Source organism: Pseudomonas agarici, from assembly GCF_001543125.1.
Taxonomy (GTDB): Bacteria; Pseudomonadota; Gammaproteobacteria; order Pseudomonadales; family Pseudomonadaceae; genus Aquipseudomonas; species Aquipseudomonas agarici.
Map to the genome: position 1 here is coordinate 5,403,949 of NZ_CP014135.1, position 22,223 is coordinate 5,426,171.

Here is a 22,223-nt window from a genome sequence, read left to right on the forward strand (position 1 = left end):
TATTAAGCAATAATAGCCGATTATCCTAGATACAGTCAGCAATAAAAACGCACAAAGCCAAATGATAATTTATATCTGAGCGCAGCTTCGAGCACGTCTTGCTTGCCTTGTAATAATTTACTGATCATTTGCAAGCATTGAGATCTGCTTTGACTGTGTTGAAATGCACCACCGACTAATGCCTTTCGATGCATCTATCTGAGCCAAGTAATAGCAAACACGCATACCTTGTGAGCAGCTAGTAGTTACCACATCGTCAGACCAAGGGAAAGTTCCAATGTCTCGCTTGTCAACCATTCATCCATCTTCAGCTTCTGGCATCGCCTCCGAAATCTACACCTCCATAAAAAAAGCGGCAGGCATGGTACCTAATGTTTATGCAACTATTGGAACGCATAGCCCAACAGGTTTAAAAGCCATACTTGAGCTCGATGAAATAATAGAGAAAGGTACGCTTTCAAAAATAGAAATAGAAGCAATTAGGCTCACAGTCGGTGTAAACGCCGGTTGCGACTATTGTATTACTGCGCATACGTTTTTGGCGCAATTCGCCGGTCTATCGCAAGACACTATAAAAAAAATAAAAATAGCACAACCAACCAACATCGAAAAATTTGATACACTACTTGACTTCACCAGAACGCTAATAAGCTCAAAGGGAGTGATTAGTTTCCGCAGTATTCAAGAGCTTTTTAACGTTGGTTACACCGAAAAAAATCTAATAGAGATCTGCTTTGTTATCACGTCCACAAAATTCACCAGCCTGGTAAACAGAATAAACAATACCATCATTGACTTCCCTCACGCTGAGAGCAAAGATGAGATCATGCAAAATCAATCATAAAAATAGCAAGTTTTTGAAATAGCCTTACTCTTGATTGGGCTAACTTAGTTAAATCGGAGACAAGCACATCCTATCAATCCAAAAAAACCTACTATACTGATAAAACAACCGGTCTTTCCCGACCACTGATCGTATAGGTTATGCTTGCACCGTTATCTCGCTGATGTGGGCGTGTTCTCCGGCGCGCTCTAGGGCTTTCAAGCAAACGTGGAAACAACAGAAGGTTTCACGCCAATTGGAGCAAGCAAATGACTCACCTTTTAGTAGAAAAAATCACATCTTTCCTACAGGTGACGATCAGGGGCATAGTAGCTCAAGCGTTGCGTTCAGGCCACTTAGAGGCTCTCCTCAGCTTATTCTCCCGACTCTTATACAACGATCAGAAAACCGTATCGTTTTGTGATCAATTAGAAAAGATAGACATCTAATAATAGCTATTCACGGACTAATAGCCGACAGCTAAAAGTATTTCAGAGGCTAATATGACGGTACTACTTCCTCCTCGCTCCGACTCAACCTCTATCACAACTCAAATATACACAATTGTCAGCGCCAGGTCATTAAAACAAAAAGGAAATCAACGGTACTCGTCTCGTCGCGGACAAATGACGATAATAATTTTTCTCACCTCTAATGGTTCACTATCGCTTACCGAATTGGAACGTCACAAGGAGGTGGAAATAAAGTATGGCACATGCCTTGTGCTAAAAGGCGCGGAAAACAGCCAAATCATCACATGGGAAACTCCGAATAGCTTTGTAGAGATAATGATTGATGACTACTTTCTATTACGAACCCTTGAAACTTTACAGCTAAACTTAACTTGCCTTAAAAATATAGTCCTTCATTACGGCCCAGAATCAGGCTTTGGTTGTGTTGCACGTCGTGTAGTTGAAAAGATCGGAGATGGAATTAATACCTGCGCCAGCCTGGTTAGGAACGGTCTTCACTGCCCAGCCGCAGCCCGATTTATTATTGCAATGATATTAAAAGGCAAAAAAAACACTGCACTTAATTTTGAAATAGAACTGCCAAAGTCGTGCCTGCCAGAACCTAGGTTCGTTAAGGTAGCCGAATATATCGAGCAACGTATTGGTTCTTCAATCCATGTTGGAGAACTTGCAAGTATTGCCGCACAGAGCCATTTTCATTTTACACGCACATTTAAAGCCCGGACAGGGCAATCCCCTCATGCTTATATTCTGCAACATAGGGTACGACGTGCCGAACATATGTTGGCTGAATCGAACCTTACCCTGGCACAAATTTCCCAAGAATGCGGCTTCAGTTCACAATCGCACTTTAGCACGGCTTTTAAACAACATGTTGGAATAACACCAGGACAATACCGAGATCTTTGGTGCAATTAAACTTGGTGTCGTTCAAGACTTACGTCTTAAAAAAGCACGATTTTGAAATGACAGGAGATGATTATCAACTAAAATTTATGAGCGATTAGCTCTATGCACGCGTGAAACGCTCAATGCAGCTTGCAGCTTGTCGTAAAATTCATTAATTCCGAAGCAGGTTATTAAAATGATTGCCAATAAAATCAGAGTCGTAACCGTACTCACGGCCTTGCTGGTTTCTACGCTTCCAGCCATATCGCTAGCAGAGTCAATGGCTAAACCTTCAAATATTCACTCCACAACTTATTCACAAACCTACAAAAATTATGTAGATAAAAATGGAAATATAAAGGTACCGAAAGATTATAGAACGGAATTTGTATTTCTTGGTTCCTTCGCAGTACCTGGTGGAGATTCATTGGGGGGCTTAAAACAGCTCCACCAAGTGTATGTTGATCGCGACTCGATTGAATATTATCGCTCCCACGGGGATTTTCCCGATGGCGCTATGCTAATCAAAGAACTACAAGGCACCACGGCAGCCGACCTGACGACAGGCCATGCTTCATTTTGGAATCAAGGAGAAGGTTGGTTTGTGATGATAAAAGACACAAAAGGTCGCTACAAAGACAGCGGAATATGGACTGATGGCTGGGGTTGGGCGTTAATTGCTCAAGAGGCTCCATCCGTCACTACCAACAAAGATACAAGTACATGCATCGCTTGCCATACCCCTGTAAAGAAAACTGACTGGGTACATGTATGGGCATATCCTCTTCTCAACGCACATGACAAGATCTCGACACTCAACAACTAAAAACACAATATAATTCATTCACAGGGCAAGCCTATCAGACTCGGAATGTTGAAAAGCCGGCCCTTCAGTGAACCCCCTAAAAGCTAATGAGTATTGCATTGAGTTTACTGAGGGAATGCCGTGTTGACAGCTTATGCAGACATTATACTCCAATAAATAAGCCGAGCGCGGATTTATAGCGAAGATAACCTTTACTATCCGCGCTCACCACGGCTTCAGATTTTAGAAATTACAGGGAACAAGAAGATTACCCAGCCACTTTCACATAAGATACTTTCTACAAATTTTATACCCTATAAAAATAAAACAATAGCCAACAACACTCTACCACTCAGAATTTTCATCGCACTTCATCTAGATTAACATTTTATATTACAGACTTTTTTAAACTTCTTAAAAAGTCTCACGATCTTTAGACTCTTCCCCAAAAACGCATAAATTTTTTACAATTTCTTTGAGAAGAAGAAAAATCTGAACTATAGTAATCACAGACCAACGGAAATTTTTTTCGTTTCAACACAACAAACAACTAACTGATACTTTATCTTACAACTGCAAATCGTTCAACCTCCTATTAACTTAATTAGAATTAACGAAATTGTCATACTCTATCAGTACCATCGTTATCAGCTCAGCCCTTGCTTTCATCATGGGCTTTGCCATAAGACGTGGCGATATTTGTGCGGTAGCTGCAGTCGGCCATTGGATGAAACATAAGCAAACCAGCCACCTTCGGGCGTTTATTACAGCCGCGGCATGGGCAGGAGCTCTGCTTTTACCAAGTGTTTGGTTTTTCCCAAGTGTTGTTAACCTCTCCCCCACTTATAAACCTTCTGAGATCACCTTCGTCGCTGGAGCACTTTTCGGCTTTGGCGCTTTTCTAAATCGTTCGTGCGTGTTTGGCACGATTGCTCATCTGGCTAATGGCGAAACTGACTATATTGGGACGCTTATTGGTATGTTTATCGGCGCACTCCTGGCTCAAGTGGTTCCATTCCCCCCCAGCAGTCCTCTCTATTTAGTAAATCTGTCGACACCTAACGTGTTAACTATTTGTATATGGGCGGCATTTATCGCAATTGCTTTTCATGATATTGATTTAAAGCATCGCTTCATTGCATCGAATAATAACATGACTCCTTCCGGTAGCGCCTGGAGCCCTTTTTTTTCGATGTCTGTGATCGGTGCCGCCGGGGGGTTGCTCCACGCGATAATCGGCAACTGGGGATATCTGACGGTGCTTTCCCACAGTGCCGCCAAACTGATCAACCCAGCTCAACCTGATGTCGCTCTCCAGGTGTTTACCGCTACGGGATCGCTCATTTTGGGGGCCATCGTGGCAGCGAGAAAGACCCGCAAACTAATAGTCCGAAAACCCCAACCCTTACCTTTTTTTCGAAAGCTCGCGGGAGGCTCGTTGATGAGTTTTTCCGCGGAAATCATCCCAGGTGGTAACGAGACTTTACTGCTGCACGGTATTCCATCACTCGCCCCCCACGCTCTTATCGCTTATGCAGCGATGCTTGTTGCGGTAATCGGACTATTTAAGCTTAGTCACAGCGCTTAGTGGCCTGTGTGGTTATTTCGTGCAAACCCTAAGCGCTCTGCAATCTGTCTACCCGACACCCATCCATGAACAACCGCCAAAGCAATATTTTCCGGCTTAAGCACGGGCTCTGTTTTTTTCCGTATAGAGCGCGTCGAAGTTGACGGGGGCCAGCATCAGCGGTGGGAAACACCCCTTCAACATTATGGTGTCGAGGGCCTCGCGGATATAAGGAAACATGATCATAGGACAGGCGCAATTGAGGGCTTCATCCAGTTTCTGCTCGGGTAAGCCCTTGATGATAAACAATGCGGCCTGGTCGATCTCGACCAAGAAAGCCAGAAGGCTATCGTTTTTTGCGGTGATCGATATGGACAGCACCACTTCATAGAGGTCGTCGCCGATCGATTCGTAGCTGACATTCAGATCCAGGCTGACCTCAGGCTTCCAGTTCTGCTTGAAAACCTTTGCCGCATTCGGCGCTTCAAAAGATGAGTTTTTAATATAGATTTTTTGTAACGCGAAAAACACCTGTTCGGTCTTATGGGTATTTTTATCTTTGTCCAACATAATCCGCCTCATAATTTCTTCAGCATTTCAATTTATTAAGCTGGCTTGCCATGGAAGGAATCTGCGCAATACCCCAACCGGAGCCCCGGTCGGGGTATCAATCAGCGTGACGGACGCCGGTCAGGCGTTCACTGGCGCCGGCAGATCCAGCCAATCAAACAAGGATTTCAAATCCGGCTGGAGGTCGTGAATGACCGGATACCAAGGAGTGGGCGCCTCGACATCGTGCATCACCCCACAACTTGGACAATAGTACTCGCGGTAAACTTGCCAACTGGTGTCTGGCGCCATCAGCGCAGGATAGACCTCCTGCATCTTTTCTTTACTGTCACGCACGTAGATCAATGCATTGAGCTTCCAGTTTTTCCGGTAATCGCCATACTCATAACCGCATGAGCATTTGCTGACAAGTTTCTTATCTTTCGGTGTTTCCGCAAGAAAAAGGTGAGGACCGAGGGGTATGATGATCTTATCGTCCCAAGATACCTGTTCCTGTAACACGGCGATGTAATTAGCGTAACGTTCCTTGTCCTTAGGTAAAGACAACATGCGGTGCAAAGTATCCCAGTCCAAGTCCCCTTTGACCAAATCAGACACTTGTTTTTTGGTATAGGTTGACATAATCAGTCTCTCTTTTGTTTTTTGAATTGTGAGATGTCATTGATAAGGATGCTCGGGCACCCTCTTCGCAGACAATCACTGTTCGGTCATGATCACGGGGTGAACATCGGGCAGTTCGCTCAGATCCATATGGTGTTCAGCACCAAACATAGGGATACCGAGATCTTTCTCTTTCAGCGCCCATGCGGTCGGCAACTCCCAAAACGCTTTGAATTCGCCAAGGAACTTCTCCGACAAAGCAAAGCTGGAAGCGAACATCTGCTGGACCTGGACCGATGCCTCCTTATCCAGAATCTTCTGACGCTCCTGTTTCATCCATTGCTGGGTCGGTTGGCCCCGGGTAATTCTTTCCTGGCGGATCGCCTGGCGCCGTGCCACTGTCTTCTTTTCATCGACCATCCAGTCGCCGGCTTCGTTCTGAGAGATCACTACGCCATAAACCTTTTGAGCAAATTCAGGCAGCACGAAGTTCTGGTTGAGATCGTCGGCGACCGCCGTCGGATCGCGATCCAGGGGATCACCAAAGCCAGGGCCGCCACGCAGGTAATTGAGGTAGAGATCACCATTTTTGAAGATTGTTTCAGTAGTGATGCACTGCTTATCACGCTTAACCTGCGCACCGGCGTCGAGATGTTTCTCGAATTCGCAGGCGCTGGGATCGCGATCCTTACCAAGAGGCAGTGATTTTCCCGCTTTGATGCGATCCAAAAGGCCAGTGTCATGGGCTTCGAAGCGGTAACCGGTGGCGGCCGGATATCCCCCCATCAGCCCCCAGTCGCTGTTCATATAACCGTTGCCCATAAAGAACATGGTCCAATCGGCGGAGCCCCAGACCATACGCAAGGTTTCAAATCCAAGACCGCCGCGGTATTTACCATACCCGCCGGTATTGGTCTTGATGGTCCGTCCCATATAGAGCAGCGGTTCGGCCAGCTCCCAGATCTCGATATCGCCCATGTCCCCTTCGGGGTTCCAAATCGCCGCCGCGTGATTCAGGCCATCCTTGACGGCGCAGGCGCCCGTGCCACAGGCTGCGGTTTCGAAGCTGTTGACGGCGTGGATCTCGCCTTCTTGGTTGATACCGCCGCCCTGCAGCCAGTTACAGGGGTTGGAGTTGCCCGCGTTGACCTCCTCCAGATAGCCACGACCGAAATACGTTCGGCTCACACCACGCCACAGGGAGCTCCAGGAGGAGACCAGGAAGTGCCAGGCATCGGCGTGGGCGGTACGGCGGTCGTCAGGATTGGTCCAGGTACCTTTGGGCATGCGGAACTCGGTGGCGTAACGGGCACCGTCATTGATCCGTTCAGTGGGGACCAGGGTTTGGGTCATCATGACCCAGATGCCACTGGTGAATGCCACCGGGTTGGCATTGTAGGTGTGCCAGCCCCAACGGCTGCAGCCCTCGAAATCGAGGCGCCAGGTAGCATCGGGTTTGACCGTGATTTCGCACGGGGCGTGCATGATGGTATTGAGCTTGGCGAAAGGCGGGACGACCACATCTTCATGCATGTAGGGCACATCGACAAAGGCGACGGTGCGGATCTTGCCGGGAATGGTCATCGCCTTGATCCGGCTGATGAGCCCGCGACGGCCATCCTCGATTACTTCGGTGGTAAATTTTTCATAGGCCGCGATACCTTCTTCGCGAACCGTTTCCTCGACCAGATTGCGGATCATGTGGCAGCCAGCGATACGGGTCTTCTCGTCCAGGATCCAATACTTTGGCGTGCGCACATTGCGCTGGCTCTCATGGAGCCAATCGCGCAGCGGCGTGTCGTTGATACCGGTCTTGCGACAGGTGATCTGCACCCCGTCACCGAAACGCTGGACTTGACCGTTGGACATCGAGCCAGGCCCCACCGCACCCACATCGATGACGTGGGTCACACCGCCCACCCAGCCAATCAGCAGGCCTTCATGGAAAATCGGCACGATGGTGGCGATATCGCAAGGATGCACGTTACCGATCTGGCAATCGTTGTTGGTGAACATGTCACCTGGGTTGATTCCAGGATTGGATTCCCAGTTATTCTGAATCATGTATTTGATGGCGGCGCCCATGGTGCCCACATGAATAATGATTCCCGTAGAGGTGGCAATACAGTCCCCTGCCACGTTATAGAGGGTAAAGCACAGTTCTCCTTCTTGCTCGACGATGGGCGATGCCGCAATCTTCTTGGCTACTTCGCGGGAATTGACCAACCCCGCACGGAGCTTGGAAAAAATCCGCTCATAACCGATGGGGTCCGACTCTTTAAACTCCAGCCGTGTCAGACCGTTGTAGCACCCTGTTCTTTCCGTGCGCTGCAAAATCAGATTGCGATGCTCATTGAGCGTCAGTCCGCTATCCAGCAGTTTTCCCGCCTGGACAAAGGTTTCTTGAATAGTCATGAGAGATCCTCAACACGTTATATTTATAATTGGCTGGTCATTAGCATTCGATCAGATGGAACAGACGGTTCACATCCAGGAACGTCTCGAATCCCGGCGGAATCACATAAGTGGTGGCATCGGATTCGATGACCGCCGGGCCTTTTATTTCGTTACCGGGCTTAAGCTTTTCCATATGATAGATAGCGGCGTCGACCCACTTTTTTTCGTAATAGAAAGGCCGGGTACCCAGGTGTGATTCAAGCGACGGAGTAGGACCGGCTCCCGGTTCCTCGGGAATATTGGGTTTCTTGGTTTCCACGGAACCGCGCATGATGGCGCCGGTGATCCCGTAACCCAATTCCGGCGATCTCGCGGCGTCGGCGTAGACCCGCGCGTAGGTATCGTTGAACGACTGCACCAGATCGTCCCAGTCCTCGGCACCGGAGAGCGCCGCCACCGGCGAATCGATTTCCAAATCGTTCAACTGCCCCAGATATTGCATGGAGTAACCAGGGCTCAGAGTGACCTCCTCATCTTTGAAACCATTGATCCGAAACTCTTCCAACACCTTGGCGCGCAGTTCGTCCCAGGCTGCCTGCAGGGTGGTGGTGGCTGCGGTGATATCTGCAGTGGTGGACTTCTCGTTGATACCGATGTCGACACTCTTGTCGTAGCGATATTCGAAATCGGCGGTCGCGCAGCCGAAGGCAGAAAAACCGGCCGCCCAAGCGGGCACGATGGTTTCCTTGAAACCCAGTCCCTTGGTATAGCCGTAGGCATGCACGGGACCGCCGCCGCCATAGGAGAAGCAGACGAAGTCAGAGGGGTTGTAGCCCTTCCCCGTGATCATGGCCCGCAGATGCTGGCGCAGGGATAGATCCAGCAGCTCGATGACCCCGGCGGCGGCATCCTCGACCGAGAGTCCCAGGGGATCGGCGATCTGACGTTTGATTTCGCGCCGCGCCCGCTCGACATCCAGTTTCAAGACCCCACCGAGGAAGTTCTTGGGATTCAGATAACCCAGGATGATGTGACAGTCGGTCACCGAGACGGTATCCAGACCTCCCTCCGGCCAACAGGTACCGACCTTATAGCCCGCACTATCTGGCCCCAGCTTGATCGCATTGGCATGGGGATCGATACGCACGAAGCTTCCCGCGCCGGCACCGATGGAGTCCATCGCCACCAATGGCAGAGAAAGCACCAGGCGCGCCATATCGCCATCTTTATGGATGGCGAAGTTGTTCTTGGTGATCAGCGCCATGTCGAAGCTGGTCCCGCCAATATCGGAACAGGCGATATTCTCGTAACCGAGTTTTTCGCCCAGAAACTTGGCCCCGATTACCCCGCCAATCGGTCCCGACACCAAGGAGCGCGCCAACTCCTTGGCTTTCCAACTGATGGTGCCACCGTGGCTGGCCATGACCCGCAGATCGAACTGGCCGCCAATATCCTTCATGCTGTTGCTGATGGTCCCCAAGGTGGTACGCGAGGGCTCAGCCGCATAAGCCTCAAGGATGGTGGTGTTGGTGCGGTGGCTTTCCTTGCGCATCGGGTAATAGTCCACGGAGGCAAACACCGGAATCTCGACCCCCATCTCCCGGACAACCTCCTTACAGACATCGCGGACGGCCTTTTCATGATCGCCATTCAGATAGGAACTCAGCAGACTGATGACGATCGTCTTACAGCCCTGCTCGATCAGCTCGCGCGCGGCCTCCCGGGCTTCCTGCAGGCGCACCGGAATCACCACATTGCCCTTGGAATCGATCCGTTCGGTGACGCCACGAGTGTCCTTGATGCTCACCAGGGGTTCGTCATAACGATGGGTGTTGAGGTGAATACGATCCTCGAAGGCATAACCCAGATAGCTTTGGATGGCTCGTCCCATGCGGTGAAAATCTTCAAATCCCTTGCTGACGATCAGCCCGGTGCGCAACCCTTTGCGTCCCACGACACGATTGAGCATGGCGGTTCCCGAGAAGACGCAGGTCACCATTTCGGGGAACACATCCTCGACCGTTCTATTCCAATGTCCTAGAGCATCCTTGCTGGACTCCAGCACCGCCTGGGACTCATTGATGTTACTCTGCGCCTTACCTACGACAAACGTTCCATCGGCTCGCACAAAAAAGGTATCGGTCATAGTGCCACCGGCATCGATACCGAGGACTTCTACTGGATTCGCTAATTGGTTCAAGATTATATCCTCTATTATTCTTATTGCTGATTGCTGACGCCGTTTGCCCAGTCCTGACCAGGCGCAACACATTAGGTCATCCAAACCCATCGGCCCGGGCAACCGCTTAAATACATAGCATCGGTTATGCCAACAAAAAATAAGCTAATAAAAACAATGGGAAACACTCTTCGCCTAGAAAAAAGACAACTCTGATGAAGGCTATTGCGTTCGAAAATCGGTCGCCTATCGACCGTTAATCGAACTCTTGCGGATAGTTGTGTTGAAGTGAGAAAAAACTGTGCATCAGCGACGCGTGCCTGGCATGAGCCAGCAATTGTAAATAGATCAAAGTGGGTTCAAGATAAGCGCGGCCTCTTTAATAAATAAAATAAAAGCGGTGACATTCATGAAACAAGACGTGCCATTACACGGATCGGTGGCTGTCGAACAGCCCGGGCGTATCGCCCATGCGCGCGAAAGGTTACTGAGCATCGGCGCCCTTCCCGACGATACCGTTCGCTCGGTGATCAAAGCCTCGTGGCAACGCTGTGTCTCCAAGGAAGTGAATCCTCTAGTGGCTAAGCAAGCCATCGACCTTGAGAGTGCGCAATTGGAGAAGATCCAGGCGGCTAATCGGGAGCTGATCTGTGCCTCGGAAACCATCATGCGTGATGCCCACGATCTCTTGGCCCAATCCGGCACCATCATGCACCTGGTGGCCCCCTCGGGAGTGATCCTGCGTAGCCATGGCGACCCCCAGACTCTTGAGTTGGCCAATCAATTCCGGCTCGTACCCGGCGCCAACTGGGACGAGTGTGCCGCGGGAACCAATGCCATAGGTACGGCGTTGCGTATCGGCTCCCCGGTGCAGGTGCACGCCTATGAACATTTCTGTGAAAACATCAGCAACTGGACCTGCTCCGCCGCCGTCATCTGGGATCCCTTCGAAAACAAGGTACTGGGCGCGGTTAATATCTCCGGGCTCAAAAGCACCCAGCACGACTACTGCCTGGCCCTGGCCGTCTCCGGTGCTCACCGTATCGAGGGGCAGTTGGCTCACCTGCAGCTCTCCAAGCGCGAACTTTTGCTAGGCGAAACCCTGGGACGCTTCACGGCCCCCAGCAATGACGGCCTGTTGCTGATGGACCTGGAGGGACGATTGGTGCGCAGCAATGGGCACGCCGAGCGCGTGCTGGCGGCGCGCGGCATCAAACTCAACCTGACCCCTTACAGCCCCGTCCTCTTCCTGAATGGAGAGGAGCGTCTGGCCACACAGGCGGAACGGGTTCTACCGCAGCTAGCGCGCGAATGGATCGAACCGGTCCGTCACCGTGGCGAAACGATTGGCTACTTTGCCGTGATCCCCTTCCCCAGGCCACGCACTACGCAGGTGGAGATGGGCGACAAGCGTGCTCGGGAGACCACCCGTCCCGCGGGTTTTTCCCGTCTGATCGGCCAAAGCCCGCTGTTTCTCAAAACCGTACAACAGGCGGAACGCCTGGCCAAGGCGCCCATTTCCATTTTACTGCAGGGCGAGACCGGCGTCGGCAAGGAGCTGTTTGCTAACGCTATGCACGAGGCCGGTCCCCACGGTGAAGGCGCCTTCATCGCCCTTAATTGCGGTGGCCTGTCCCGTGATCTGCTGGCGGGGGAGTTGTTCGGCTACGTGGAGGGGGCCTTCACCGGCGCCCGGCGCGGCGGAATGACCGGCAAGATCGAAGCCGCCAATGAGGGCACCTTGTTTCTCGATGAGATAGGCGAAATGCCACTGGACCTGCAGCCCCTGTTCCTGCGGGTGCTACAGGAATCGGAAGTCTGTCGGGTCGGTGAAACTCGTCCGCGCAAAGTGAACTTTCGCCTGATCGCCGCCACCAATCGCGACCTGAGCGAAGAGGTCGCCAAGGGGCGCTTTCGGATGGACCTCTATTACCGCATCTCGTCCATGACGCTGACCCTGCCCGCCTTGCGGCAACGGCGAGGGGATACGACCCTGCTGGCCGAGCATATCCTGGCTCGGTTGGTCGAACAGCATGGTGGTGTACCCAAGCGACTGAGCTCGGATTTACAGGCCGCGCTCGAAGGCCATTCCTGGCCCGGCAATATTCGCGAGTTGAGCAATCTGGTAACGGCTGCCTATTTTCTCACCGATAGCGAGGACCTGACCCCAGCCAATCTGCCGGTGAGCTTTGGTGCTTCGGCCACCCGGGTTGAGAACGGCTGTGATCATCCTCTGGAGTCAGCCGAGAAAGCGGTCATCGCCCTGGCCATTCACGAGCAGGGCGGCAACCTGACCCGCGCGGCCAAGGCGTTGAATATCGCCAAGAGTACCCTCTATAGCAAACTGAAGAAATACGACCTTCCTCGCCCTGACTGACGCATGAAGTGTGTGCGATAAAGGGCGCGCAGTGATTAAAAATAAATCACTGCGCCCCGGCTAGTATCGCGAGAGGAACAAAAAATGGAGCGCATAGCGTTTTCTGCAAAGCGCCCGTTTTGGATTTTCATGCACTAGATATGGTGAAGTAATTACGAGCAGATAAAATCAGGCGAATGAAGTCTTTCATCTATGCTCTTGGTAGTTTTTAAGGGTAAGCTATTTTTCAAATCACTCCACTCTTGATTGTTTCAGTGCGAGTCATAACCAGATCATGCTTAAAGCCACTCGCGGATAAATTCGATAACGTAAAAAGCATAACTTATCGCATCTAAATTGTTGAAAATTCGCAGGTTTTCGAAATAAATAAAATAGATCGCGTGCTAGCCTTCGATCCGCATTACAACTAGACATTCGGCATCCAGGACCAGTGCAGAAAGTTCCAGAAAAATGACTTAACTCAAATCAGCCATACCGCTTTAATGCACGAGATTAATTAATCTAGAATTTCAGAAAAACTCAAAGTTACTTTACAAATATCAACTTCAAGGCTTTAGTCAAATAACACAGGAGACAATTTCCGCCCTCCCAATTGCTTAGTTTTTTTTGCACTCTTTCGTTGAATCCCGCTACTCGGCGAATTGGGTGTTCTCGCTAGATTTTCTTATTTCTATTGCCCCTACTTAATCCTAATCAGGATTAACTTGATCTCAGCAAGGAGAGCCAATTTGTCCATTCAACGCCTTTTTACACTAATCTTTGGTACCATGATTGTCAGCACAACAGCCCTTGGCTTGCTTGTACTGTCGATGATTAGTAATCAAAAACATCTCAGCGAGCGCGAGGAAAACCGCTATCAGTCCTACTTGCTCGCGGATGAGTTACGACAGAGCTCCGATGATTTAAGCCGCATGGCCCGCACTTTTGCTGTCACCGGAGAAAACCGCTACGCCCAGCTGTACCATCAGATCTTGTCCATCAGGAATGGGCAGCAACCTCGTCCCTCCAATTACAGCTACCCATACATCGACTTCCTGGCTGCTGGCCAGAAAGTCGATAGTGGACTCGATCCTTCGACGACGTTATTGGAGCTAATGCGTCGACAGGGAATGAGCGAAGCAGAATTGGCTAAGCTTAAAGAGGCTGAGCATGCGTCAAATGAATTAGCCAGCCTTGAGTCTCAGGCGATGGATGCCGCCTCCGGGTCAAACGGCACAGCGCCTGACCTGAGTGCGTCTACTCGTTTGGTCTACAGCCCTCGCTACGATGCGGAAAAGGCACGTATTATGGCGCCGGTTAAAGAATTCTTTGTCTTGCTGAACAAGCGGACTCAATTAGAAGTAGATGGCTTGCGCTCTACCGGCTCCGTCTATATGAGCGCGGTAAGCATGATGGTTCTCTTGCTTATTATCATTGCAATAATCGGCATCATCACTATACGACGTAAGGTTGGCGGCGCTCTTTCGCGCCTCTCCGGGGAGGCCAGACGGGTAGCCGAAGGCGATCTCAATACTCATTTAGATGCACGCGACACCGGAGAGTTTGGGGTTCTTTCTCATGCATTTGGGCAGATGGTTGCCAAGCTACGTGAAGTGGTACACAACGTGGTGCACTCCAGCCGCCAGCTCAGCGTCTCTGCTGAACAACTCACCAGTACCACGCGCAGTACACTGGAAAATATCAAACAGCAAGAGCTGCACACTGCAGAGGTGGCAACAGCCATTACGGAAATGGCCGCTACGGTGCAGGAAGTTGCGCGCCACTCGGCCCAAACGGCTGAGGCCGCCCAAAAAGCGGACAGTTCAGCCGCAAGCGGTCGTGAAGTCGTAGAGCAAATGATGTCCACCATCCAACAACTGTCCGGTGATATTGGCAAAGCCGCTGAAGTGGTTCAGGCCTTGGCCGCAGACACTTCCAGTATCGGCGGTATCCTTGATGTGATTCGCAGCATCGCCGATCAGACCAATCTGCTAGCGCTCAACGCCGCTATCGAGGCGGCGAGGGCTGGAGAACAAGGCCGAGGTTTTGCCGTTGTAGCAGACGAAGTACGTAACCTGGCGAAACGTACTCAGGATTCGACTCAGGAAATTCAGGATATGATCCTGCGCTTACAAGAAGGCGCCAAACAAGCGGTAGGCGTTATGGATCAGAGTCGTAGTCAAGCTGAGGCCAGCTCCCGTCAAGCTGACAATGCCGGTTACGCCCTTGAAAGCATCACCCACGCCAATCGGGTGATCAGTGACATGGCTGTTCAAATCGCCAGCGCGGCTGAAGAGCAGGCTGTCGTTGCTCACGACATCAGTCAACGAATCGAGCAGATTCGAGAGCTAGCCAGCCATAACGCCGCAGGCTCCGACCAAGTGAGCATTGCCAGTGAAGGCGTCTCTCGTCTCGCGCAAGGTCTGAGTGCCCAAGTCAGCCATTTCAATCTCGGGCGCACATAATCCTTAAAGTCCTGGCTGAAGCCAATCAAGCCTCCAATCAGCAGCCGAGTTGCTTTATTCGGACCGGCGCGCAGAGGTGGTCGAACGTTACGTAGCGATCAACGTGCGGCGGCGCTGATGAGCTAGATCCAATCGGCCAAGCTCAACGGGCACGACGCATATGCCTATCTGAAGGACGTCCTCACTCGCCTGCCGACGCAGCGGGCGAGTGAAATCGGGGATTTGTTGCCGCATCGATGGCAACCGACCTAATTGCGCAAAATGGGATGCCCGGACGCCTACGTCTGTCACGGGTTTCACACTGTAAGTTTGATAGTAGATGCTCTCGATTTTCCCCCGATTCAGGGAGATAGGCCAGCACATGGGGTGGAGAAGGTAACGGGGTGATCAAATTGGTATCGATTTTGACAATATGATCAGCAACGCTTTCAATCACAGACGGAGAATCTCTCCAGGACCGTAAGGTCGAGCGCCGCGAGCGCGTTGCCCCTCGCTAATGCGGCCTGGTCTCGGTCGAGAAACGCAGTGGCCTGCACGGGAAGAAATTGCAAGGTCTTGAGCCCAACGCAACCCAACACCGCCGACAGATAAGGCGTGAGAAAATCGGGCTGATTGGCTCGCTCGCCGGTAAAGACACCACCGGAAGCAATGCCGATAAACACTGGGCGATCCCGGAGCATTCCCATCTTCCCGGCCGGTGTCGAGGTGAACGTGCGACCGGCGCGAAGGATTTGGTCGATCCATGCCTTGAGGACCGACGGAACGGTTAAGTTGTTCATGGGTGTTCCGATGACAATCACATCAGCCGTTTCCACCTCCTGAATGAGCGTCTCGGAAAGCTCCAGCGAGCCCCTCGGTGGTGCCGCCAAGGTGGCCGGCGACGACAGGGCAGTCGCGTAGTCGGGGGAAGCATGCGGTAGGGGGTCAGCGGCAAAATCGCGCCGACTGATGCTCGCGTCAGGCGTAACCTCAAGGAGCTTATTGACGATCGCCGCTGAAAGCTGGCGGCTTTGCGATTCTGGACGCGAGCTACAATCAATATGGAGGATGTTCATGCGAGCGATCCCAATGGTTTTACGAAGCCGATCACAACTATCTTCATCATTTACTCTCCTCGGTCAGTTGGTGTCACTTCGAGCCCGCGCTACGCTGCCCTATGCAAACATCATCTCAGCGGCGGGCACTTTGTCCGCCGTCGACATGCCGGATCTCTCTACTGATATTGCTTCGCTTCAAGACCGGTTATCGGCACACACAAGTAGCCCAGACGCTTTCCCAAGCGTCTTTCCTGGGGGCATCTGGGCTTTCTCGGCGTGCCCGCATCGACCAGCTCCAGGCCACTAGGAGATGGTCGATGCAACCGGATAGGAGGTCAGATCGCGCCAGCGGGAGTAACGGCAGGAAAATCCTTCTCAGGATCGAACACGTTATTGAAGAAATTTGTAAGAGAGTACATAGCCACCAGCGCGATAATCTCCATGACATTCGCATCCGTGTAGCCTGCATCGCGGACGGCTTTCAGATCAGCGTCACTGACCTTGCCACGAGTCTCGATGACTTTGCGCGCAAACTGAAGGGCAGCAGCGCGTTTCGGATCGGTGGCATTGCCCTTGCGAGCGAGAATGATTTCGTCAGCCGGCAGTTTGGCCATATGCTCGGCCGTAAAGCTGTGAACCGTCAGGCAGTAGTTGCAACCATTCGCTTCGGAGACCGCGAGGCCAATGCTGTCACGCGTCTTCACATCGAGTGCTTTGCTCAAGGAGCCGAGCAGTGTAGCCCATGAGTTGAACGCGATTGGACTTTGCGCGAAAGTCATCATCATGTTTGGAGTGAACCCGATGTTCTTGGTAAAAGCATCGAGAGTCGCTTTCGAATCAGCCGGCACTTGTTCCGGTTTTACAGTTGCACTTCTAGGCATTGTAGTCTCCGTAAGCTACTGATTTTACTGATGGTTAAATAATATCCAGTACTTCATCCAGCGGACGGCGCGGCTTCTGTGCCCAATTTCCTGGACGCTCCACACCTACAGACAACAGCATCACTGGCACTTCATTTTCGGCCAGTCCGAACTCACGGACTACCCCTTCGGCATCGAAACCGATCATCGGTGTCGAACCCAGGCCCATCGAGCGAGCGGCATAGATGATCGCCGACGCACCGAAGGTGCCCGTGCGCATTGCCTCGTCGCGCTGGCGCTGCGGATGCTCTAAATACAAACCGCGCGCGGGAGCTTCCCACTCCGAAACCATTGTTGCGGGCATGACACCCGCTTCGACCAACGGTGCCAGGCGTTCCGGTATCACGCTGGAGTCAGCCAGTTGGCCGCAGATGATGAAGGTAACGGAGGCTTCGGTGATCGCGGGCTGATTCCAAGCGATCGGACTCAACCGCGCCTTGGCTTCAGGGGAGCGTACCGCGATGAAGCGCCAGTTCTGCAGGTGGAAAGATGTCGGTGCGGTGGTGCCGATTCTCACCAACTCGCGAATTTGGTCGTCGCTCAAAGTGGCGGCGGAGTCGTAGTATTTCGCGGCGCTACGACTCACGATACATTCGATGACGGCGTTGGTCATGATGATTCCTATAGCTGAAGGGGTAAGTTGAGGTACAAGAGGCCTTTCGCTCTATGCGTACCTGGTTTCGTTCGAGATGTTGGGCTGCATTTTCTCCTCTGCTTCTGGTGGTCGCTGTACGAATGAATCGCTTGCAGTTGGCACATCGAGTTAGCAAAACAGGCAGCGATCTCGTCCTTAATTTACTGTCAGTGGCGAACATTTCACCTGGGTAATAGGGCAGCATCATGACATGCCTGAAACTACGCTGACGACACACTGCACACGGATCTGAGCTCTAAAAATGATGGTATCGCAAGTTTTGAACAGATCTCACGAGGCATCAAGACCGTCTATCTAATAGCTAATAGGCGACTCCATAGCCAGGCACAAGTTGTAGCACACCTGCTCGCTGGCCGCTTTCTATTGCTATTGATGATGAATATCACTAAAAATTTTGCAGATTTGGTTTTGCTCTCATTCCGGCTTACAGAATGGCTCGCCTCGAGGACTGCGACCCACTCTCACCAGCGCGGCACGCACGCACCTCATCGTCATTAACCTTTTATCCAACTAAATCCGATACCGCCTGTGCATAAATAAAAGCGAACTTCACGTGCATGTAGGTAACGAGCCTGCGCCTGGAGGATGTCCGACGTCCATGGCACCGGGCGATTTTCCCGGCAAATTGGCAATTATTTGTTCAAGATCCGACTTCACGATATCGCCAGACTCATGAGCAAAGGAACCCGCTCTGATAAAGATTGCAACTGTTACGAAAAATGCAGTCAGAATCAGACGAATGATCATGTCGGGCTGCTTTGTCTTGGTCTTTCTATCTTGTACCGTCGATGGTACGAATAGAAGAACCAAGATCTTCCACTTTTGTGTGTACTAAGAATATGAACTCAGACCTGCAAATCCAGCTCGATCGGACAGCAAAACTGTCTTTGTCAGAACAAATTCGTATAAGTATTAGCAGGGCAATAGAGTCGGGACTGCTCACACCAGGCACTCGATTACCTTCATGGCAGGATCTTGCCGCGCACCTGGGTGTCGCGCGCGGTACAGTTCAAGCGGCGTATGAACGGTTATCCGACGCTCAGATGATCGAAACATTCGGAGCAAAGGGCACACGCGTGGCACCACGGCCCCGTGCGGCAGTGGCTCAATCGGAACCACTGGAGCCTGGAACCTTTATGAAAGCCTACGAGCGGATGAACACCGGGCCTGCAATCTTTCAGCTCGGTATTCCAGCGTTTGAAGGCCTACCGGAAAAGCTGTTCGCACGCGCACGTTCGTCCAATCTATTGAAGGCAGAATCCTTCTCATCACTGGTCTATCCCGATCCCAGGGGGGAGTTCGAGCTGCGTCGGGAGATCGCGGGTTATCTGTCCATCGCCAGAAACCTCCACTGCTCCCCCGAACAGGTATTTGTCACTTCAGGATACAGTGCCGGCTTAGGGCTTGCGCTGCGGGTGTTAGGTTTGGATGGTAAGAAGGTTTGGATGGAAGAGCCCGGGTTCTTCCTTACCCGCAAGGGATTGGAGCTCGCTCGTTTGAATACCATTGCGATTCCGGTGGACGCAGAAGGCCTCGACGTCGGCTACGGAATCAAGAACGCCGGGGATGCAGCGTTAGCCGTCCTGACACCCGGTCAGCAAGCGCCCCTGGGTTCGACTTTGTCTTTGAGGCGAAGGCTTCAACTACTGGAATGGGCGGTCTCGAACAACGCCTGGATCATCGAAGATGACTACCTCAGCGAGCTGCAGCTAGAAGGCAGGGCAGCCCCTGCCCTGGCCTCCCTGGACGAGAGCAAACGGGTTATCCACATAGGTTCTTTCAGCAAGACGGTGAGCCCGGGGTTGCGCCTGGGATTTGTGGTGGCACCGCCCGAACTGGTTACCGCATTCTCAGAGATGGTCGCAGCACTTGCTCCCGCGCCCTCACCCGTGGTTCAACTCGCCACGGCCCAGTTTATGCACGACGGTCACTACATTCGGCGTGTCCGTCGCCTCAAGCGATTATATTCCGCTCAGCGTGACGCGTTATGCGAGCAGCTGCGAATGCGCGATGCAGAGTGGGTCAAGGCAGGCCTGGCGATACTGCTCAAACTCCCCGATAGTATGCCTGACGCACAAATCGCTCGGGAAGCAATGGCCTTTGGCATGGCACCCTCCCCTTTGTCATCGTGGTTCGCGACTCCGTCCGGGCGCTCATCCGGCCTGTTGCTCGGGGTTGCCACCGCGCCCGAGCCGTACCTCGCCACGTCGTGCCATCAACTGTTTGAGATCATCGAGCAATATCGCCAGCCCCGTGTCCCAAGCAGTTGAGCGGCATCTCGAACCAGCGCGTTACAGCATGCACCCGAGCAAGGCAGCATGATGCTGGAGCACCGGGAGACACTGCTCACGTAACTCCTCAAGGGATAAACGTGCCGCGAAGGTACTCATGCTCATGGCCGCAACCACTTTGTCTTGAGCGTTCCTCACAGGCACCGCCATGGAACGCATGCCTAACTCCAACTCCTCATCGGTAAAGGCAACTCCCTCGACACGCGCCCGCCGGATCCGTTCCACGATCACTGACGGGTCGACAATCATGTAAGCGGTGGTCGGCGGTGGAGAAGTCGCAAGATAGCGCTCAATCGCTTCATCGCTCAAACCTGCCAGCAATACTTGTCCGGTGGCCGAACCGTAGGCCGGCAACCGTGCACCTAGCCGTACACCGGTGCTCACCACTTTCGCCGTCTCGGCACGAGCAACAAATACCGACCAGCCATCTTCCAGCACCGCCAGTGAGATCGACTCTCCCAGCGCTTCGCGCGCCGAGGTCAGATAGGGTTGGGCCAACTGCGGCAATGGCGCCGCGTCGAGATAGGCCGTGCCAAGACGCAGGAATCTCGGAGTCGGCCAGAAATGCTTGCCGTCATGGCTCAAGTAACCCAACTCCACCAGTGTGAGCAAGCACCGTCGAGCCGCTGCGCGGGTGGTATCGGTCAGTCGCGCCGCATCGGTCACGGTTAATTGCGAGTGCTCCCTACCGAACACTTCGATGATTGCAAGGCCTTTGGCCAAGCCCGACATACCTTCGGGTGCGCGCACGAGCGCGCCATCTGCTGATGTATTTTTCTTGACAATCATGATTCACAAGGTCTCTAATTGTTCGAGAAATGAAACAATGTTCGCTATTCGAACAAAAATAAAACCTCACGTCAATAGTCATTGCAGAAAAAACCATTTTTTCTGCAATCACGAGGACCTGATCGGGAGCAATGATGAATATTATTACCGACCGCGAACCTGAGAATTTGGCCTGGCCTGATGGCCTGACCCGCGTACCTTATTGGGCTTTTCAGAGCGATGCCGTTTACAAGGAAGAACAAACCCGACTCTTCCAGGGACCGCACTGGAATTACCTGTGCCTGGAAGCTGAAGTCCCTGAGATCGGTGACTACAAGACCAGCTTTATCGGCGAAACTTCAATCATCGTCACCCGTGACAACGATGGTGAACTCTACGCCTTCGAGAACCGTTGCGCACACCGTGGCGCCCTGCTCGCCCTGGACGACAGCGGTAAGGCCAAGGATTTCACCTGCGTCTATCACGCCTGGAGTTATAACCTGCAAGGCGATCTGACTGGAGTCGCCTTTAAGGATGGCATCAAGGGCCGTAGCGGCATGGCGCCTTCATTTTGCATGGAAGAACATGGCCCGCGTAAATTGCGGGTGGCAACCGTTCATGGCTTGATATTCGGCAGCTTCTCGGATGACGTACCCGATATCGAAGAGTATCTAGGCGAGGAAATCCTCAGCCGCGTGGAGCGTGTGCTCAGTGGGCGCAAGCCTGTTGTCCTTGGCCGCTACACGCAAATGCTGCCCAACAATTGGAAACTGTACATCGAGAACGTCAAGGACTCGTATCACGCCAGCATCCTGCATCTGTTCTTCACCACCTTTGAAATCAACCGGCTATCCCAGCGTGGCGCGATCATTGTCGACGAGAGCGGCGGACATCACGTCAGCTATTCGGCCATCGATCGAGAAGCTGAACGTCAGGCAGAACGCGACGCTTCCTATGCCCAGCAAAGCATTCGCTCCGATAGCGCTTATCAATTGCAAGACCCGTCGCTGCTCGAGGGTTTCAGTGAAGTCGGCGATGACGTCACCTTACAAATCCTTTCGATCTTCCCTTGCTTCGTCTTGCAACAAATCCAGAACTCGATTGCAGTCCGTCAAGTGCTTCCACGCGGCGTGGAAAGCACTCAACTCAACTGGACGTACCTGGGCTTCGAAGACGACACCCCTGAACAACGCCTGACTCGCCTCAAGCAGGCCAACCTCGTTGGGCCGGCGGGCTACATATCCATGGAAGACGGCTGTGTCGGCGGTTTCGTCCAACGCGGCATCGTCGGCGCCTCCAACCATACCGCCGTGCTGGAAATGGGCGGGACTGACGCCGAGTCAAGTGATAGCCGGATTACCGAGGCTTCTATTCGCGGCTTCTGGAAAGCTTATCGCGCGGCCATGGATCTATAAGAGGGGAACCGTTT

17 protein-coding genes and 1 pseudogene are annotated in these 22,223 nt (G+C 52.3%); 9 read left to right on the forward strand and 9 right to left on the reverse strand.

Going from position 1 to position 22,223, the window contains the following annotated elements; all coding sequences use genetic code 11:
- The first annotated feature begins 277 nt into the window (after positions 1 to 277).
- The 4 genes from AWM79_RS23695 to AWM79_RS24720 all read left to right on the forward strand — a co-directional run bounded on the left by AWM79_RS23695 (position 278) and on the right by AWM79_RS24720 (position 4,577).
- Complete coding sequence (locus tag AWM79_RS23695) at positions 278 to 844, forward strand: carboxymuconolactone decarboxylase family protein (protein ID WP_039792943.1); 567 nt, start codon at positions 278 to 280, stop codon at positions 842 to 844.
- Between the two features lie 482 nt (positions 845 to 1,326).
- The gene (locus tag AWM79_RS25825; protein ID WP_244159600.1) at positions 1,327 to 2,214 is read left to right on the forward strand and encodes a helix-turn-helix domain-containing protein; all 888 of its coding nucleotides are present in this window, start codon (positions 1,327 to 1,329) and stop codon (positions 2,212 to 2,214) included.
- 166 nt (positions 2,215 to 2,380) lie between these two features.
- Positions 2,381 to 3,010 (forward strand): cytochrome P460 family protein, encoded by a 630-nt coding sequence (locus AWM79_RS24715; RefSeq protein ID WP_082712668.1) that lies wholly within the window; start codon positions 2,381 to 2,383, stop codon positions 3,008 to 3,010.
- A 598-nt stretch (positions 3,011 to 3,608) separates the two neighbouring features.
- Positions 3,609 to 4,577 (forward strand): YeeE/YedE thiosulfate transporter family protein, encoded by a 969-nt coding sequence (locus AWM79_RS24720; RefSeq protein WP_081503079.1) that lies wholly within the window; start codon positions 3,609 to 3,611, stop codon positions 4,575 to 4,577.
- 96 nt (positions 4,578 to 4,673) lie between these two features.
- On the opposite strand, the gene secB is transcribed toward AWM79_RS24720, so the two are convergent.
- From secB to AWM79_RS23725, 4 genes are all read right to left on the reverse strand, one after another.
- Positions 4,674 to 5,126: a protein-export chaperone SecB gene (gene secB / locus AWM79_RS23710; RefSeq protein ID WP_017134347.1), complete on the reverse strand. Its 453-nt coding sequence runs from the start codon at positions 5,124 to 5,126 to the stop codon at positions 4,674 to 4,676.
- A gap of 120 nt (positions 5,127 to 5,246) precedes the next feature.
- Entirely contained in the window at positions 5,247 to 5,747 is a 501-nt protein-coding gene (locus AWM79_RS23715; protein ID WP_017134348.1) for an acetone carboxylase subunit gamma, read from the reverse strand.
- 75 nt (positions 5,748 to 5,822) lie between these two features.
- Entirely contained in the window at positions 5,823 to 8,141 is a 2,319-nt protein-coding gene (locus tag AWM79_RS23720; RefSeq protein WP_060783883.1) for a hydantoinase B/oxoprolinase family protein, read from the reverse strand.
- Between the two features lie 40 nt (positions 8,142 to 8,181).
- Positions 8,182 to 10,323 (reverse strand): hydantoinase/oxoprolinase family protein, encoded by a 2,142-nt coding sequence (locus AWM79_RS23725; RefSeq protein ID WP_017134350.1) that lies wholly within the window; start codon positions 10,321 to 10,323, stop codon positions 8,182 to 8,184.
- 388 nt (positions 10,324 to 10,711) lie between these two features.
- Between AWM79_RS23725 and AWM79_RS23730 the strand changes: the two genes are divergently transcribed.
- The 3 genes and pseudogenes from AWM79_RS23730 to AWM79_RS24725 form a co-directional block, all read left to right on the forward strand.
- Positions 10,712 to 12,679, forward strand: a complete 1,968-nt coding sequence (locus tag AWM79_RS23730) for a sigma-54-dependent Fis family transcriptional regulator (RefSeq protein ID WP_060783884.1) — start codon at positions 10,712 to 10,714, stop codon at positions 12,677 to 12,679.
- 728 nt (positions 12,680 to 13,407) lie between these two features.
- Positions 13,408 to 15,123, forward strand: a complete 1,716-nt coding sequence (locus AWM79_RS26190; RefSeq protein WP_060783885.1) for a methyl-accepting chemotaxis protein — start codon at positions 13,408 to 13,410, stop codon at positions 15,121 to 15,123.
- A gap of 84 nt (positions 15,124 to 15,207) precedes the next feature.
- A pseudogene (locus tag AWM79_RS24725) lies at positions 15,208 to 15,375 on the forward strand (transposase domain-containing protein); the annotation flags it as partial.
- Positions 15,376 to 15,551: 176 nt separating this feature from the next.
- Here AWM79_RS24725 and AWM79_RS23740 read toward each other — a convergent pair.
- The 4 genes from AWM79_RS23740 to AWM79_RS25460 all read right to left on the reverse strand — a co-directional run bounded on the left by AWM79_RS23740 (position 15,552) and on the right by AWM79_RS25460 (position 18,482).
- Positions 15,552 to 16,178 (reverse strand): FMN-dependent NADH-azoreductase, encoded by a 627-nt coding sequence (locus AWM79_RS23740; protein WP_060783886.1) that lies wholly within the window; start codon positions 16,176 to 16,178, stop codon positions 15,552 to 15,554.
- Positions 16,179 to 16,495: 317 nt separating this feature from the next.
- Positions 16,496 to 17,041, reverse strand: coding sequence for a carboxymuconolactone decarboxylase family protein (locus tag AWM79_RS23745; RefSeq protein ID WP_060783887.1), 546 nt, complete (start codon positions 17,039 to 17,041; stop codon positions 16,496 to 16,498).
- 34 nt (positions 17,042 to 17,075) lie between these two features.
- The gene (locus AWM79_RS23750; RefSeq protein ID WP_017134356.1) at positions 17,076 to 17,693 is read right to left on the reverse strand and encodes a nitroreductase family protein; all 618 of its coding nucleotides are present in this window, start codon (positions 17,691 to 17,693) and stop codon (positions 17,076 to 17,078) included.
- Positions 17,694 to 18,284: 591 nt separating this feature from the next.
- Entirely contained in the window at positions 18,285 to 18,482 is a 198-nt protein-coding gene (locus tag AWM79_RS25460; protein ID WP_208599920.1) for a hypothetical protein, read from the reverse strand.
- Positions 18,483 to 18,574: 92 nt separating this feature from the next.
- On the opposite strand from AWM79_RS25460, the gene pdxR reads away from it, so the two are divergent.
- The gene (gene pdxR, locus AWM79_RS23755; RefSeq protein ID WP_026013464.1) at positions 18,575 to 20,005 is read left to right on the forward strand and encodes a MocR-like pyridoxine biosynthesis transcription factor PdxR; all 1,431 of its coding nucleotides are present in this window, start codon (positions 18,575 to 18,577) and stop codon (positions 20,003 to 20,005) included.
- A gap of 21 nt (positions 20,006 to 20,026) precedes the next feature.
- Here pdxR and AWM79_RS23760 read toward each other — a convergent pair whose 3' ends face one another.
- Positions 20,027 to 20,776 (reverse strand): IclR family transcriptional regulator domain-containing protein, encoded by a 750-nt coding sequence (locus AWM79_RS23760; protein WP_244159601.1) that lies wholly within the window; start codon positions 20,774 to 20,776, stop codon positions 20,027 to 20,029.
- A 173-nt stretch (positions 20,777 to 20,949) separates the two neighbouring features.
- On the opposite strand from AWM79_RS23760, the gene AWM79_RS23765 reads away from it, so the two are divergent.
- Positions 20,950 to 22,209: an aromatic ring-hydroxylating dioxygenase subunit alpha gene (locus AWM79_RS23765; protein ID WP_017134359.1), complete on the forward strand. Its 1,260-nt coding sequence runs from the start codon at positions 20,950 to 20,952 to the stop codon at positions 22,207 to 22,209.
- Positions 22,210 to 22,223: the final 14 nt, after the last annotated feature.

Coding starts and splice junctions, on each gene's coding strand:
- AWM79_RS23695 (WP_039792943.1), top strand. CDS start 278: ATGTCTCGCTTGTCAACCATTCATCCATCTTCAGCTTCTGGCATCGCC.
- AWM79_RS25825 (WP_244159600.1), top strand. CDS start 1,327: ATGACGGTACTACTTCCTCCTCGCTCCGACTCAACCTCTATCACAACT.
- AWM79_RS24715 (WP_082712668.1), top strand. CDS start 2,381: ATGATTGCCAATAAAATCAGAGTCGTAACCGTACTCACGGCCTTGCTG.
- secB (WP_017134347.1), bottom strand. CDS start 5,126: ATGTTGGACAAAGATAAAAATACCCATAAGACCGAACAGGTGTTTTTC.
- AWM79_RS23715 (WP_017134348.1), bottom strand. CDS start 5,747: ATGTCAACCTATACCAAAAAACAAGTGTCTGATTTGGTCAAAGGGGAC.
- AWM79_RS23720 (WP_060783883.1), bottom strand. CDS start 8,141: ATGACTATTCAAGAAACCTTTGTCCAGGCGGGAAAACTGCTGGATAGC.
- AWM79_RS23730 (WP_060783884.1), top strand. CDS start 10,712: ATGAAACAAGACGTGCCATTACACGGATCGGTGGCTGTCGAACAGCCC.
- AWM79_RS23740 (WP_060783886.1), bottom strand. CDS start 16,178: ATGAACATCCTCCATATTGATTGTAGCTCGCGTCCAGAATCGCAAAGC.
- AWM79_RS23745 (WP_060783887.1), bottom strand. CDS start 17,041: ATGCCTAGAAGTGCAACTGTAAAACCGGAACAAGTGCCGGCTGATTCG.
- AWM79_RS23750 (WP_017134356.1), bottom strand. CDS start 17,693: ATGACCAACGCCGTCATCGAATGTATCGTGAGTCGTAGCGCCGCGAAA.
- AWM79_RS25460 (WP_208599920.1), bottom strand. CDS start 18,482: ATGATCATTCGTCTGATTCTGACTGCATTTTTCGTAACAGTTGCAATC.
- pdxR (WP_026013464.1), top strand. CDS start 18,575: ATGAACTCAGACCTGCAAATCCAGCTCGATCGGACAGCAAAACTGTCT.
- AWM79_RS23765 (WP_017134359.1), top strand. CDS start 20,950: ATGAATATTATTACCGACCGCGAACCTGAGAATTTGGCCTGGCCTGAT.